This is a genomic window from Saccharopolyspora dendranthemae, from assembly GCF_007829955.1.
GTDB lineage: Bacteria > Actinomycetota > Actinomycetes > Mycobacteriales > Pseudonocardiaceae > Saccharopolyspora > Saccharopolyspora dendranthemae.
The window spans coordinates 131,302-145,596 of the sequence record NZ_VIWX01000001.1 but is presented as its reverse complement, the minus strand read 5'-3'; the positions used below and the strand labels follow the sequence as shown (position 1 = coordinate 145,596).

At 69.3% G+C, this 14,295-nt stretch carries 13 protein-coding genes; 8 read left to right on the top strand and 5 right to left on the bottom strand.

Annotation, left to right across the window (positions count from 1 at the left end; translation table 11 throughout):
- Positions 1–21 precede the first annotated feature (21 nt).
- From FHU35_RS00645 to FHU35_RS00630, 4 genes are all read right to left on the bottom strand, one after another.
- Positions 22–849 carry a carbohydrate ABC transporter permease gene (locus FHU35_RS00645; protein WP_246109987.1) on the bottom strand — a complete coding sequence of 276 codons (828 nt, stop codon included), beginning with the start codon at positions 847–849 and terminating at the stop codon, positions 22–24.
- Positions 846–1,748 (bottom strand): carbohydrate ABC transporter permease, encoded by a 903-nt coding sequence (locus tag FHU35_RS00640; protein ID WP_145735656.1) that lies wholly within the window; start codon positions 1,746–1,748, stop codon positions 846–848. Before FHU35_RS00640 ends, FHU35_RS00645 begins: the two co-directional genes overlap by 4 nt.
- Positions 1,748–3,025, bottom strand: a complete 1,278-nt coding sequence (locus FHU35_RS00635; protein WP_145735654.1) for an ABC transporter substrate-binding protein — start codon at positions 3,023–3,025, stop codon at positions 1,748–1,750. The genes FHU35_RS00640 and FHU35_RS00635 overlap by 1 nt, the downstream gene beginning before the upstream one ends.
- A 107-nt stretch (positions 3,026–3,132) precedes the next feature.
- Positions 3,133–4,356, bottom strand: coding sequence for an ROK family transcriptional regulator (locus tag FHU35_RS00630; protein ID WP_145735653.1), 1,224 nt, complete (start codon positions 4,354–4,356; stop codon positions 3,133–3,135).
- Positions 4,357–4,517: 161 nt separating this feature from the next.
- Between FHU35_RS00630 and FHU35_RS00625 the strand changes: the two genes are divergently transcribed.
- From FHU35_RS00625 to FHU35_RS00610, 4 genes are all read left to right on the top strand, one after another.
- Complete coding sequence (locus FHU35_RS00625; RefSeq protein WP_246109986.1) at positions 4,518–5,648, top strand: Gfo/Idh/MocA family protein; 1,131 nt, start codon at positions 4,518–4,520, stop codon at positions 5,646–5,648.
- A 2-nt stretch (positions 5,649–5,650) separates the two neighbouring features.
- Positions 5,651–6,571, top strand: coding sequence for a sugar phosphate isomerase/epimerase family protein (locus FHU35_RS00620; RefSeq protein WP_145735651.1), 921 nt, complete (start codon positions 5,651–5,653; stop codon positions 6,569–6,571).
- Positions 6,572–6,596: 25 nt separating this feature from the next.
- Positions 6,597–7,376 (top strand): sugar phosphate isomerase/epimerase family protein, encoded by a 780-nt coding sequence (locus tag FHU35_RS00615; RefSeq protein WP_145735649.1) that lies wholly within the window; start codon positions 6,597–6,599, stop codon positions 7,374–7,376.
- A gap of 113 nt (positions 7,377–7,489) precedes the next feature.
- Entirely contained in the window at positions 7,490–7,954 is a 465-nt protein-coding gene (locus FHU35_RS00610) for a LapA family protein (RefSeq protein ID WP_145735647.1), read from the top strand.
- 150 nt (positions 7,955–8,104) lie between these two features.
- Here FHU35_RS00610 and FHU35_RS00605 read toward each other — a convergent pair whose 3' ends face one another.
- Positions 8,105–9,586, bottom strand: a complete 1,482-nt coding sequence (locus FHU35_RS00605; RefSeq protein ID WP_145735645.1) for a catalase — start codon at positions 9,584–9,586, stop codon at positions 8,105–8,107.
- A gap of 880 nt (positions 9,587–10,466) precedes the next feature.
- Here FHU35_RS00605 and FHU35_RS00600 point away from each other — a divergent pair.
- The 4 genes from FHU35_RS00600 to FHU35_RS00585 are packed head-to-tail and all read left to right on the top strand — an operon-like array spanning position 10,467 to position 14,268.
- On the top strand, positions 10,467–12,812 hold the full coding sequence (locus FHU35_RS00600) for a sensor histidine kinase (RefSeq protein ID WP_145735643.1): 2,346 nt from the start codon (positions 10,467–10,469) through the stop codon (positions 12,810–12,812).
- Between the two features lie 37 nt (positions 12,813–12,849).
- Positions 12,850–13,266, top strand: coding sequence for a roadblock/LC7 domain-containing protein (locus FHU35_RS00595; RefSeq protein WP_145735641.1), 417 nt, complete (start codon positions 12,850–12,852; stop codon positions 13,264–13,266).
- A 2-nt stretch (positions 13,267–13,268) separates the two neighbouring features.
- Entirely contained in the window at positions 13,269–13,631 is a 363-nt protein-coding gene (locus FHU35_RS00590; protein ID WP_246109985.1) for a DUF742 domain-containing protein, read from the top strand.
- A 40-nt stretch (positions 13,632–13,671) separates the two neighbouring features.
- The gene (locus FHU35_RS00585) at positions 13,672–14,268 is read left to right on the top strand and encodes a GTP-binding protein (protein WP_145737862.1); all 597 of its coding nucleotides are present in this window, start codon (positions 13,672–13,674) and stop codon (positions 14,266–14,268) included.
- Positions 14,269–14,295 lie beyond the last annotated feature (27 nt).

Here is a 14,295-nt window from a genome sequence, read left to right as displayed (position 1 = left end):
CTCCTTCGATCTGCGGTGGGTTCAGCCCTTGATCGCGCCGGCGGTCAGACCGGCCACGATGCGCTTCTGGAACATCAGCACGAGCACCAGCAGCGGCAGGGTGACGAGCACCGAAGCCGCGCTGATGGTGCCGATCGGGTGGTCGAAATCGCTGGTCCCGGAGAAGTACGCGATCGCGACCGGAACGGTCCGGGCCTCGGGGGTCGAGGTGAGCGTGACCGCGAGCAGGAATTCGTTCCACACCGAGATGAACACCAGGATCGCCGTGGTGGCGATGCCGGGAACGGCCAGCGGCAGGATCACCCTGCGGAACGCGGTGAACGGGCTCGCCCCGTCGATGAGCGCGGATTCCTCCAGCTCGAAGGGGATTTCGCGGAAGAACGAGGTGAGCACGAAGATGGCCATCGGCAGCGCGAAGGTCAGCTTCGGGATGATCAGCCCGGCCAGCGTGTCGTAGAGCCCGATGTCGCTCCAGATCGTGAACATCGGCGCGGCGATGGCGATCACCGGGAACGTGGTCACCGACAGCACCAGCCCGAGGATGAGCCCCTTGCGCGGCAGCTTCAGCCGCGCGAGCGCGTAGGCGGCGAAGGAGGCCAGCAGCAGCGCCAGCGAGGTGGTCACCACGCCGACGACGAGCGAATTGCCCAGCGCGGTCAGGAAGTCCTCGTCCTTCACGACCTCCAGGTAGTTGCGCAGCGACGGCGAACCGGGGAGCAGCGAACCGGAGGACAGCTCGGCGCCCGTCTTCAGCGAGGTGTTGATCAACCAGTAGAACGGCACCAGCGACGTCAGCATCACCACCAGGGCGAACGCGAAGGCCCACGGTCGCGGTCTCGTCTGCTTCACCGGGCGTCCTCCTCGGCGACGTCGCGGATGTTGCCGCCCGCGAAGCGGATGTAGACCAGCGACACCGCCATGACGGTGATGAAGGTGAGGATCGACAGCGCCGACCCCTGGCCGATCAGCCGACCCTCGCGCAGTTCCTGGTAGGCGATCATGGACATCGTCTCGGTCCCGTTGGAGCCCTTGGTCAGCACGAACGGGAGGTCGAAGATCCGCAGCGCGTCCAGCAAGCGGAAGATCGCCGCCAGGGCGATCGCCGGGCGCAGCAGCGGCAGCGTGACCCGCCAGAAGGTCTGCCACCGGCTCGCCCCGTCGAGGTCGGCGGCTTCGTAGACCTCGCCCGGGATGACCTGCAGACCGGCCAGCACGAGCAGCGCGACGAACGGAGCGGTCTTCCACACGTCGGCCGCGATGATCACGGCCATCGCGTAGCCGGGTTCGGCCAGCCACACCTGCTCGCCGCCGGGCAGGCCGAGGGCGCGCAGCAGGCCCGTGACGAGACCGAGGTTGGACTCGAACATGGCCTGCCAGGTGATCGCCGAGACGACCGTCAGCACGGCGTAGGGGACCAGCAGCACCGACCGCAGCAGTCCGCGTCCCCGGAAGGCCATGTTCAGCAGCAGCGCCATCGCCACGCCGAGGACGACCTCGAGGGCCACCGAGGAGAAGGCGAAGAGGAAGGTCTGGCCGAACGCGCGCCACCACTCCTCGGAGATCAGCGCGTTCCAGTAGTGGGTCAAGCCGACGAACTGGGACAGCCCCGCACGCCGGACGCTGTAGACGTTCAGGGACAACCAGATCGCGTAGCCGATCGGCACAGCGGCCACCAGGAACATGATCGCGAGCGCGGGCGAGACCATCCACACTGCGGTGCGCCTCTGCTGGGCGTCGACTCCGCTCATCAGAAGGTCTCCTGCGCGGTTTCGACGTCCTCGGCCATCTCCCGCACGCCCGACTCGACGTCGGTCTGCCCGGAGATCACGGCGTAGGCGTTGTCGTAGATCGCGCGCGACACCTGCGCGTAGACCGGTGAGCGCGGCCGCGGGCGGGCATTGAGCAGCGACTCCTTGAGCTGCGGGAGGAACGGCAGCTTCGCGCGGACCTCGGGGTCGTCGTAGAGCGAGGCGAACACCGGGGCCTGGGCGGTGTTCAGGACCATCTGCTTCTGGAACTCCCCGCTGGTTGCGAAGTCGATGAGAGCCACTGCCGCACCGGGGTTCTCGGACTTCGCCGCGATGGCGAGGTTCCAGCCGCCCAGCACGGCGGCAGGTTCGCTGCCCTCCTCGAAGGCGGGCAGCGCCACCGCCTTGGTGGCCGGGCCGGCCTCGGTCTGGCTGATCAGCTCGTGCGCGCTGGGCCACTGCCGCAGGTAGCCCGCCGCGCCGGACTCGTAGGCGCGGCGGGCGTAGTCCTCGTCGTAGGTCAGGCACGCGCGGTCGATCGCACCGGACTCCATGCCCTGGGCCATCAATCGCAGCACCTCGCGGGTCTGCGGCGAGTCGACGGTGACCCTGCCGGAGTCGTCGATCACCGATCCGCCCGCGGAGTAGAGGAGTTCGAGGAAGTTCGCCGTCAGGCCCTCGTAGCGCTTGGCCTGCATCTCGACCCGCTGGGACCGGTCCTGGGCCGCTCGGGCGTAGACCTCGCGCCAGGTCGTGGGCGGGGGCACGCGATCGTGGCGGTAGAACAGCAGGCCCGCGTTGGTGTAGAACGGCACGGCCCAGTCGCGGCCGTCGTAGCGCACCGTCTCCACTGTGGACGGCATGAGCTCATCGCGGTGCTGCTCGGTGAGCCTGCTGTGGTCCTTCAGCCAGCCCTGCGTGGCCCATTCGCCGGTCCAGGTCACGTCGGTCAGGTAGATGTCGCACTCCGACGAACCGCCCTCCAGGCGCTGCAACGCCTGGGCGCGGGTGGAGTCGGTGTCCTGGCCGATCTCGACGTAGCGCGCGCTGAGCCTGCCGCCGCGCTCGTTGAACTCGCGGGTCAAGGTCTCGAAGACACCGGTGTCGCGAACCCCGCAGATCGTGACCTCGCCGCGCGCACCGGCGGCCGACGCGGGGTCGACGACGGGGACCTGCGGCGCGTGCTCGCCCGGTGGTCCGGTGGGAGGAGCGCTCGTGCAGCCGCTGAGGACCAGCGCCACCACGGCGAGCGCGGCCCGATGCGGGGGTGAGGGCATGGCTGTCTCCGCTTCGCGGTTCGTCGGCGGTGGCAACGGGATTCACCCGGACACCGGTCGAACGGCGGCGTGAGACGATCACATGGTTGCGACCCGCACACGGGGTGTCAAGGCATCTCCCGCATCAGTCCGCGCATCCCCTCCGGGGACAGCACGTTCTCGATCCCCGCCACCACCGCACCGGCCACACCGGCGGAGCGGCCCAGCGCGCTGTTGGCCAGCGAGAGGTGCCGGGTCGCCAGCGGCAGCGCGCGGCGGTAGACGACGCTGCGGATGCCGGCCAGCACGTCGTCACCGACCGAGGTGATCAGGCCGCCGAGCACGATCCGCTTCGGGTTGTAGAAGTGCACCAGCATCGCGACCACTTCGCCGATGGTCGCCGCGGCGGCGCGGATCCGGCGGGTCGCGAGAGCATCACCGTCGCGCAGCAGCTGGGCGAGATCCGCTGTGGTCTCCGGCCCGCCGGCTTCGGTGCGCAGGCCGCGCAGCACCGCCTCGGCCGAGGCCACCGCTTCCACGCAGCCGACGTTGCCGCACTGGCAGATCACGTCGTCGGCGCCGGGCACCCGGATGTGCCCGATGTCGCCGGCTGCGCCGTCGGAACCGCGGTGCAGCTCGCCGGTCGCCGAGACGATGCCGCCACCGATGCCGGTCCCGATCTTGAGGAACAGCAGCGGGGATTCCTCGGCGGGCAACGCGCGGGCTTCGCCCAGCGCCATCAGGTTGACGTCGTTGTCGACGGACGTGGTGCAGTCGAACTTCTCGGCCATCGTGTCGCCGACCGGGAACCCGTCCCACCCGGGCATGATCGGCGGCCGCACCGGCATTCCCATGCGCGGGTCGACCGGGCCGGGAAGTCCCATGACCAGCGCCTTGACCTCGTCGCCGGAGAGCCCGGTGCTGCTCAGCAGCGCGCGCAGGTGCTCGGTGAGCACGTCGAGGGCCTTCTCCGGTCCGACCGTGATGTCCAGCGTCACCTGCTGCTCGGCGAGCAGGTCCTGCCCGAGATCGGCGACGGCCAGCCGGGAGCTGTGCGCGCCGACGTCGGCGGCCAGCACGACACCGGCGCGCGGGGCGAGGGCCAGCCGGTGGGCGGGACGCCCCCGGCCGCCGCCGCTGAGCGCGCCGCGTTCGGCCAGGACTCCGGCCGAGATCAGGGCGTCCAGGTGGCTGTTGACGGTGGAGCGGGCCAGGCCGGTGCGCTTGACCAGCTCGGCGCGGCTCTCCGCGGTCCCGGAGGCGATGAGCCTGGTCAGGACGCTGAGGACCAGGTCGCCATCGGCTCTGCCCGACGTCCTCGGCACCGTCAGCCGGACCGGATCCCACGCCATGATCGCTCCCTCGGACCGATTTACCGCTGAATTATGACCGAGAAGAAAATAAATCGCAGTACTTGTCGGCTTAAAAGCGGGGTCCTAGCGTGAGTGGTGACGAAAATCGGGCGTGAGACACCCGGAGTTGTCCTCGACGACCGACAGAGGGAGGTAGGCGCGTGAGTCCTGGTGAGCCCAGGCGCGGCGCGGCGATCGTGGGAGCCGGGATGATCGGCGAGGTGCACCGGCGTTCCGCGATGCTCGCCGGCGCCGAGATCGTCGGCGTGCTGGCATCCACGCCGCAGCGCTCGCTGGAGAAGGCGGGGGAGTGGAACGTCTTGGCCTTCGCGACCTTCGAGGAAGTCCTCGCCGACGACCGCGTTGACGTGGTGCACATCTGCACCCCCAACGCCACCCACGCCCCGTTCGCCGAGGCCGCCCTCGCCGCGGGCAAGCACGTCATCTGCGAGAAACCGCTGGGGATCTCGCTGGACGAGGCCGAGCGGATGGCCGCCGCCGCGGCCTCCAGCGGGCTCGTCGCCACCGTGCCCTTCGTCTACCGCTACCACCCGCTGGTCCGCGAGATCCGGGCCCGTCGGCAGGCGGGCGAGTTCGGCGACTGGCACCTGCTGCACGGCAGCTACCTGCAGGACTGGATGCTCGACCCGAACGCCTCGGGCTGGCGGGTCGACCCAGAGCAGGGCGGGGTCTCGCGCGCGTTCGCCGACATCGGGTCGCACTGGTGCGACCTCGTGCAATGGGTGTCGGGGGAGACCTTCACCGACGTCTTCGCCGAGTTCTCCATCGCCGTGCCCACCCGGCCTGCCGCGGGTGGCGCCAGCTTCAGCGGCCCCGGCGCCGAGGGCGGCGAACGCGTCGAGGTGCGCACCGAGGACACCGCCGCGCTGCTGCTGCGCACCGGAACCGGTGTGCTCGCCACGGCCACGATCTCGCAGGTCGCCGCCGGGCGGAAGAACCGGCTGTGGTTCGAGCTCGACGGTTCTGGCGGCAGCGCTGTTTTCGACCAGGAGAACCCCGAGCAGGTCTGGCTCGGCGGATCCGGGGAGAACCGAGTCCTGGTGCGCGACATCGGGACCGGATCCGCCGAGCACCGCAGGCTCTCGCGACTGCCCGCCGGGCACGCGCAGGGCTACGCCGACTGCTTCGACGCGTTCGTCGCCGACACCTACGCCGCCATCGACGGCGGAGATCCCGAAGGACTGCCCACTTTCACCGACGGACTCCGCTCGGCCAGGCTGGTCGACGCGGTCGTGCGGGCTTCCGGAAACAGCTCCTGGACGAAGGTGTGATGATGCGACTCGGAATGCTCACGGCGTGCCTGCCGCAGTGGACGCTGGAACAGGTCGCCGGCTGGGCCAAGATCAACGGCTACGAGGCGCTCGAGGTCGCGGTGTGGCCGACCACGGGCGGCAGGGACTTCGAGGCCGCGCACCTCCCCGTCGCCGATTTCGGTCCCCGGCAGGTCGACGAGACCACCGACCTCTTCCAGCGCTACGGGCTGCAGCTGTCGGCGTTCGCCTACTACGAGAACAACCTCCACCCCGATCCCGCGCGCCGCGAGGAGATCCGGACCCACCTCAAGCGCTCCATCGACGCCGCGCAGGCGCTCGGGGTGCCCTACGTGGGCACCTTCATCGGCCGGGACTGGACCAAGTCGGTGGCCGACAACCTCGCCGAAGGGCAGCGGGTGCTGCCGGAGCTCGTGGACTACGCGGGCGAGCGGGGTGTGAAGCTGATCATCGAGAACTGCGTCATGGAGGGCTGGCACCCCGACGGCTATCCCGGCAACCTGGCCTACTCGCCGGAGCTGTGGGAGTGGATGTTCTCGTTGGGCTTCTACCTCAACTGGGACCCCTCGCACCTCACCTGGATCGGGATCGACCCGGTCGAGACCATCGCGCCCTACATCGACCGGATCGTGCACGCGCAGGCCAAGGACGTCGAGCTCGACCCTGCCGCGCGCAACCGCTACGGCTTCTTCGGCAAGGTCGACAAGGGCGGAAATCCCTGGGACATGGGCTGGTGGCGCTACCGGGTGCCCGGCCTGGGGCAGGTCGACTGGCCGAAGGTCGTCGACCGGCTCTACGAGCACGGCTTCACCGGCACGCTCTCCGTCGAGCACGAGGACCCCGTCTGGGGCGGCGACGACGAACGCATCGCCCAGGGCCTGCGCATCGCGCAGCGCACCCTCCGGCCGTTGATCGTGGGTTGATCCACCTCCTGGAAGGAACAGGTCATTGCCGACACTGTCCGTTCAGCTCTACAGCGTCCGCGACCAGCTGGCCGCCGACCAGCCCGGAACCCTCGCCCGCCTGGCCGAGATCGGCTTCCGCTACGTCGAACCGTTCGGGCTGGGCGCGTTGACGAAGACCCAGCCGGAGCGGCTGGCCTCGACCCGCGCTCTGCGGGCCGACCTCGACGCCGCGGGCCTCGCGGTCTCGGCGACCCACGCCGCGCTGCCGAGCGCGGCCGAACTGGCAGAGGAATGCGCCGAACTCGGCGTCGACACCGCATTCATCCCGCACCCGCGGCAGGTTCCGGGATTCGGCGAGGACACCTTCACCGGCACCGCCTCCCTCGACGCCTTCGCCGACGCGCTGGGCCAAGCCGCGGCCGACGTGCCGGACGGTCTGGCGCTCGGCTACCACAACCACTGGTTCGAGTGGGCGGAGCTCCCCAGCGGTCCCGCCCACGACCGGTTCTGGCAGCGGACTTACCAGGACGTCGTCGCCGAGCTCGACGTCTACTGGGCGCAGGCGGCGGGAGCCGATCCCGTCGAGGTGCTGGCGTCGCTGGGCGACCGGGTGGTCTCGGTGCACCTCAAGGACGGGCCTGCCACCCGGGAAGCACCGCAAACACCGCTCGGGACCGGCGCGGTCGACCTGCCATCCCTGCTCGCGGCCACCGAGCGAACCCCGTGGCACGTCGCCGAGATCGACACCACCGAGCACGACCCCTTCGCACTCCTCGCGGCCAACACCGAGGTTCTGCGCTCGCACGCCTCCACCTTCGCCTGACCAGCGAAAGCACCCGCCCGGGCAGCTCGCCCTGCGATGCCGGAGATATCGAACCGGTGACGAGGCGGTGTGTGTGGTGGGGTGACCGCAGGGTTGGGGTTGATGATGTCGGCATGTCTGAGAACGGGTCGAAGGACGCTGGAAGCGGGGCGGAGCGCGAGTCGGCCGCGGTGGACTCGACGGCCGAGGACACTCACTCCGGGAACGGGACCGCCCAGGACGCGGCGGGGACGGACGCGGGCTCCGGTGACGCGGGTGCCGTCGAGAAGGCCGGTGACACGCGCGAGCCGGTCGAGCGGTCCGGCGCGGGCAAGCACGAGCTGGCCCCGCAGAGCCGCACCGGTGTGCTGTGGACGGCGCTGGCCATCGCGGGCGTCGTGCTGGTCTTCCTGCTGATCTTCATCGCGCAGAACTTCACGCCCGCCACCGTGCACTTCCTGGGCCTGGAGTTCAGCCTGCCGATCGGTCTCGCGCTGCTGTTCGCCGCGATCGTCGGTGGTGTGCTGGTGTGGCTCGCGGGCACCGCGCGCATGATTCAGATGCGCCGCGCGGTCAAGAAGGCGCGCAAGCAGGCCTAGAGCCTGTCCCACTCGGTTCGCGTTCCGGTGTGGGAGGTGGGGGAAGTTTTCATGAAGACTTCCCCCGTCACCTCCCACGCTGGCAAGGCGGCTACCGCCGCAACCTGACATGAACTCCAAGCCTGTTCACGGCTTGTCCCTACCGGGTCGTCACTCGTTGACCTGGGCGTAGTACGCCTTCTCGATGTTCTCGCCGACCTCTTGGTCGATGTTCTTCCAGTACTGGAACACGTGGGAGAGGACCGGCTCGACGACCCCGCCGAGCAGTGCGCCCGTGACGGTCTGCACGAGCCGCTCCCGCTCCTGCTCGGAGTAGACCTCGCGCACGAGCGTGTGGGCCTGGCCGAAGTCGTCGTCCTCGGAGTGCAGCGAGTAGGCCGTCCGCACGAGCTGCCCGTCGGACTCCCAGCCGTTGTCCACCGGCCCCTGCTCGTCCTGGTAGGAGCGCCCGTAGGAGTTCGGCGCATACACCGGTGCGTCACCGGAGTGGAAGTACTGCATCGCGCCCTCCTTGTCGTAGGAGTTGGTGGGCACGACCGGGCGGTTCACCGGGAGCTGGTTGAAGTTGGTGCCCAACCGGTTCCGATGCGCGTCGGGATACGAGAAGATGCGGCCCAGCAGCATCTTGTCCGGGGACACGCCGGTGCCCGGAACCGTGTTGGCTGGGCTGAACGCCGCCTGCTCGACTTCCGCGAAGTGGTTGGTGGGGTTGTGGTTCAGGGTGAAGCGACCGACCGGGATGCGCGGGTAGTCCTTCTTCGGCCAGACCTTCGTGAGGTCGAAGGGGTTGAAGCGGTAGGTCTTCGCGTCCTCGTAGGGCATGATCTGCACCTCGAGGCGCCAGGACGGGTGATCGCCCCTCTTGATCGAGTCGAACAGATCGCGGCGGTGGAAATCGGCGTCCTTGCCCGCCAGCTCACCGGCTTCCTCGTTGGTGAGGAACTCCATGCCCTGCTCGGTGAGGAAGTGGTACTTGACCCAGAACTTCTCGCCGTCCTCGTTGATCCACATGTAGGTGTGCGAGGAGTAGCCGTTCATGTGGCGCCACGTCCGCGGCAGCCCGCGATCGCCCATGAGGTAGCTGACCTGGTGAGCGCTCTCCGGGGAGAGCGACCAGAAGTCCCACTGCATGTTGTTGTCGCGCAGGCCCGAGTCGGGTGTGCGCTTCTGCGAGTGGATGAAGTCCGCGAACTTCATGGGGTCGCGGACGAAGAAGACCGGCGTGTTGTTGCCGACGATGTCGAAGTTGCCGTCCTGCGTGTAGAACTTCAACGCGAAACCGCGGACGTCCCGCCAGGTGTCGGGCGAACCCAACTCGCCGGCCACGGTGGAGAACCGAGCGAGCATCGGGGTCTTGGTCCCCTTTTGGAACAGCTTCGCCTTGGTGTACCGCGACACGTCCTCGGTGATCTCGAGCTCGCCGAACGCGCCGGAGCCCTTCGCGTGCGGGCTCCGCTCCGGGATCCGCTCGCGGTCGAAGCGGGCGAGCTTCTCGACGAGCGCGACGTCGTGCAGCAGCAGCGGGCCGTTCGGGCCGATGCTCAGCGAGTGGGCATCGCTCTCCCGCGGGGCGCCGGACTCGGTGGTCGACGGCTTCGCGGAGGTGTGGTCCGTGGTGGGATCGGTGGTCATCGATCGTCCTCCTGGGGAACAGTTCGACGTGGGCCCTCTGTGCCCGGCCGCTCAGGGGCCGCGTGACATCGTCGGCTTCGGTGAGCTGCTTCGCAGCGGCAGGCGCTCGGTGGCCACTCGCTGTGACGAGCGGGCCTGCCGCGCGCAGACCTGCGCGCGACCGTTTCCCGAGGTCCTCCACGTGCTCGACGGCACAGGGCCACGCTATCAAGAATCTGGATTCATTCAAGTTCAAGCGCACGGTGTCGACCCTGCGGCTCCGGCGCCCGGGGGAGGTGTTCAGTGCGGGCCGGGCTCTGGGGCCGGAACTTCCCGTCGTGCTCGCTCCGGCGGTGCGGTGTCGAAATGAGCGCACCGCCAGCGGATTTCGTCGTTCCGCGAGTCGATCGCATTTCGGCGCGGACGTTCTCGTCCGGGATCACCGCCGTCCTGGCCACGATCGCACGGACGGCAGGGGAGTCGCGCGGGCGAGATCGCCGACCCGGCGTCCGAGCGAATGGTGTCGAATTCAAGGGAATTTCCGGCTGGCGAAGGGCTGGCATCCATTCGGGTGAATTCGATTTCGTCGGCTGGGTCCGCGCCCCACGTCCGCGCCCGCGATCACAGTTCACTGTGAAAAATCCCGGGTTCTCTCGCTCGTCCAGCTGTGGTGGGGAATACCCGCCAGCCTCCACTATTGAGTGAAGATCATCCGATATGGTGCCTGGCGTATCGAGGGCACGTGATGTCGGGCCGCCGGGCCGCTCCTCGGCGTGGGTGAAAGACCATCGATGGAAAGAACGTGGAAGTGACGACCCCAGACGACGACTCCCCATCCTCGCCGAAACCCGGAGGGCGACGCCCCGGTGGGCCCTCGATCCGGTCGCGACTGACGTGGGCGGTGTTCGTCCCGTGGGTCGTCGTCGCGGTGCTGTGGGCGGTGGGCTGCTCGCTGTTCGCCTTCGACGCCTTCTTCGCCCGGCAGATCGCCTCCGGCGTGCAGTCGATGTCGTTGCCTGCGGTCAACGCCCTGGACCAGGTCCAGCGCGAACGTCTGCGCAGCCTCGAGGTCATCAGCCAGCCCGGTTCCGGAACCGATGAGCTGCGCGGGCAGCAGCGCGCCACCGACAGCGCGCTCGCCGAGCTCAACGCGAAGGCCGCCCCCGTGCTGGAGTCGGCGCCCGCCGACGTCATCGAGCCGATGAACGAGCTCAACGCCTACTTCAAGCGGCTGCCCGACCTGCGCGAGCGCGTCACCGCCCGGCAGGCCTCCGTCGACGAGCTCAACGCCTTCTACGACGACATGTTCGACACCGCGACCAGGCTCTTCGACATCCAGTCGCGCATCACCCCGGACCCCGAGGCCCGCCAGGGCTCGCTGGCCGCGGTCGGCCTGTTCCGCGCCTCGGACACGCTCTCCCGCGAATCGTCGATGGTCGGCACCGTCCTGACCAGCGGCGAGCTGACCCCGGCCCAGCACCGCCAGCTGACCGGTCACATCATCGGCCACCACGCCGCGGTCGAGGCGAACATGACCACGATGCTGCCGGAGGTGCGCCAGCGCTACCGGGCGATGGTCGCCAACCCGGACTGGAAGCAGCTGGTGGCGGCCGAGGACCAGCTCATCCAGCACGGCGCGTTCGGCCCGGGGAACCGCCCGCAGCTGCGGGTCGAGGACTGGCGCCGGATGACCAACGACATCGGTGCCGAGATGTCCAACCTCGTGCGCACCCAGAGCGACCACGTTGCCAGCGGTGCCGTGGCACGCGCGACCAGCACGCTGTGGACGGTGCTGATCGGCAGCCTGGTGGCGCTGGCGGTATCGGTCGGCTCGTTCTTCTTCGCCCGCCGCGTCTACCGCACGGTCGTCGACGACGCCCTGCTCACCCGGTTGCAGGGACTGCGCACCGAGTCGCTGGCGATGGCCGAACGGTTGCCGGACGTGGTCAGCCGGCTCCGCGAGGGCGATGCGGTCGAGGTCGACGCCGAGATGGCCGAGCTGGGCCACTACGGCGACGACGAGGTCGGCGAGGTGGCCCACGCGATCCAGCTCTTCCAGCAGGAAGCGGTGCAGGCCGCCGTCGGCGAGACGCGGGCGAGGCAGGGCGCCCGAGTGGTGTTCGTCGGCATGGCCCACCGCATCCAGCGGCTGCTGCGCGGTATGCACACCACGATCGACCAGCTGGAGCGCAACGAGGAGAGCTCCCAGCAGCTGGCCAAGCTCTTCGACCTGGACAACGCCACCACCCGCGCCCGCCGCACGGTGGAGAACCTGCTGGTGCTCGGCGATCAGCAGCCCGGACGGCGGTGGAGCCGACCGGTCGCGCTGATGGACGTGATGCGCTCGGCGGTGTCCGAGATCGACCAGTACTCGCGCGTGGTCATCGGCCACGTACCGGACGTGATGCTGCACGGTGCCGCGGTGGGCGACTCGATCCACCTGATCTCCGAGCTGATCGACAACGCCACCGCGTTCTCCCCGCCGAGCACCCAGGTGCACGTGATGGCCAGCGAGGTCGCCCGCGGGATCGCCATCGAGATCGCCGATCAGGGGCTGGGCATGGACCCCGAGATCCGGCAGCGTGCCAACGAGATGATGCACGAGCCGCCGGAGTTCGACCGGCTCGTGCTGGAGAACAACAAGGCCGAGCAGCTGGGCCTGTTCACCGCCGCCCGGCTGGCCTCGCGCCGTGAGATCTCGGTCGAGTTCGGCGTCTCCGCCTACGGCGGGACCCGCGCCACCGTGCTGCTGCCCGACCTGATCCTCGAATCCGGTACCGGCGGCGATGGGGACACCGTGCAGGTGCCGGTCAGCGCCCTGGACCGGCGCCGCGAGATCGAGGGGAGCCTGGAGGAGCGCAGCGGTCAGGAGTCTCAGTCGGTCAACGGTGCTGATACCGAACGAACGTGGGTGCCGCAGCAGCGCGAGTTGAGCTGGAATGGCAGCATGACCGACCAGTCGACCGCTCCCGGCAGCACTGCCAGCCCGCCGGGCTACGAGTGGCCGGCAGCGGAGTCGCCCGGCCCGGAGTCCGCAACCGAGCCGGACCGCGAGCCGGAGGCCAAGCGCGGCAACGGGAATCGACCCGCACTGCCCAAGCGGGTGCCGCAGACGCACCTGGCCGACGGGCTCAAGGACGATCCCGATGCCGAGGACCAGGGGGTGGTCGCCTCACCGAGCAAGCTGGCCGGATTCCGCCGCGCGTTCCGGGGAGGCTTCGACGCAACCGACGACGGCGGCTCATGAGCAGAGCAAACGACAAGCAGGCGCGTGTGAGGTGGGCATGACCGAGACAGCTTCGAAACTGAGTTGGCTGCTGGACGACTTCGTGCAGGGCGTGCACGGAGCCGACCACGCCGTCGTGCTGTCCAACGACGGCCTGGTCATCGCCAAGTCCGCGGGACTGGACCGGGACGCCGGTGACAAGCTCGCCGCCGCGGCGTCGAGCATGCGCAGCATCGGCAAGGGCGTGAGCAAGGACTTCGGACGCGGGCAGGTCGCGCAGACCCACGTCGAGATGGAGCACGGGTTCCTGTTCGTCTCGGCGGCCGGTAGCGGTGCTTGCCTGGCGGTGCTGTCGGCCGCGGACACCGACATCGAGCTGGTGGCCTACGAGATGGGCCGATTGATCACACGGGTCGGGTCGTTCCTGTCGGCGGCGCCGCGCGAGCTGCGCGGTGTGGCGGCAGAGAGGACCTGACGGTGGACGAGGCGTGGTACGACGATGAAGCCGGTCCGATGGTCCGGCCGTACACGATCACGCGCGGCCGGACACCTGGCAAGCACAAGCAGCGGCTCGACACGGCGACCCAGGTGGTCACCGTCGCGCCGAGGCCGGAGACACCGAGGCTGGAACTCACGCCCGAGCACCGCGCGATCCTCGAGGCGTGCCACCGCCCGGTGTCGCTCGCGGAGCTCGCGGTAGCGCTGGAGCAGCCGATGGGCGTCGTCCGGGTCCTGTGCGGTGACCTGCTCGATCACGGTGCCGTCTTCGTGCGGACGCCTCGTTCTGAAGTCAGCCGAGATATCTTGGAGCAGGTGTACCGTGGGCTTTGCAGACTCTAGGGTGGCTGAGGCGAAAGCCCGGTCCGATCAGTCCGTTCCGGTGCAGTCCGGCCGGGGCGACGGGGAAGACGGCGACAATCCCGCGCCGATACCCGTGAAACTCGTCGTGGCAGGCGGTTTCGGCGTCGGCAAGACGACGCTGGTCGGTGCGGTGAGCGAGATCCCGCCGCTGACGACCGAAGAGGAGATGACCGTCGCCAGCGAGGGGGTCGACGACCTCAGCGGTGTCGACCGCAAGGAGACCACGACGGTCGCGCTGGACTTCGGGCGCATCACCATCTCCGACGAGGTGGTGCTGTACCTGTTCGGCGCGCCCGGCCAGAACCGGTTCTGGCCGTTGTGGAACGACCTCGCCCTCGGCGCGGTCGGCGCCGTGGTGCTGGTGGACACGCGCAAGCTCCAGGAGGCGTTCGCCTCGGTGGACTTCTTCGAGCGGCGCGGGATCCCGTTCGTGGTGGCGGTCAACATCTTCGACGACGGCTACCAGTACGAGCCGGAGGAAGTGCGCGACGCGCTGGTGATCCCGCCCGAGGTCCCCATCGTCATCTGCGACGCACGTGACCGTGCGCTGTGCAAGAACGCGCTGGTCACGCTCGCCCGCCATGCCATCGACCGGACGCCGTCGGAACTGACCTGAGCGTTCTCGCCGGGTGCCCGGGCGTGG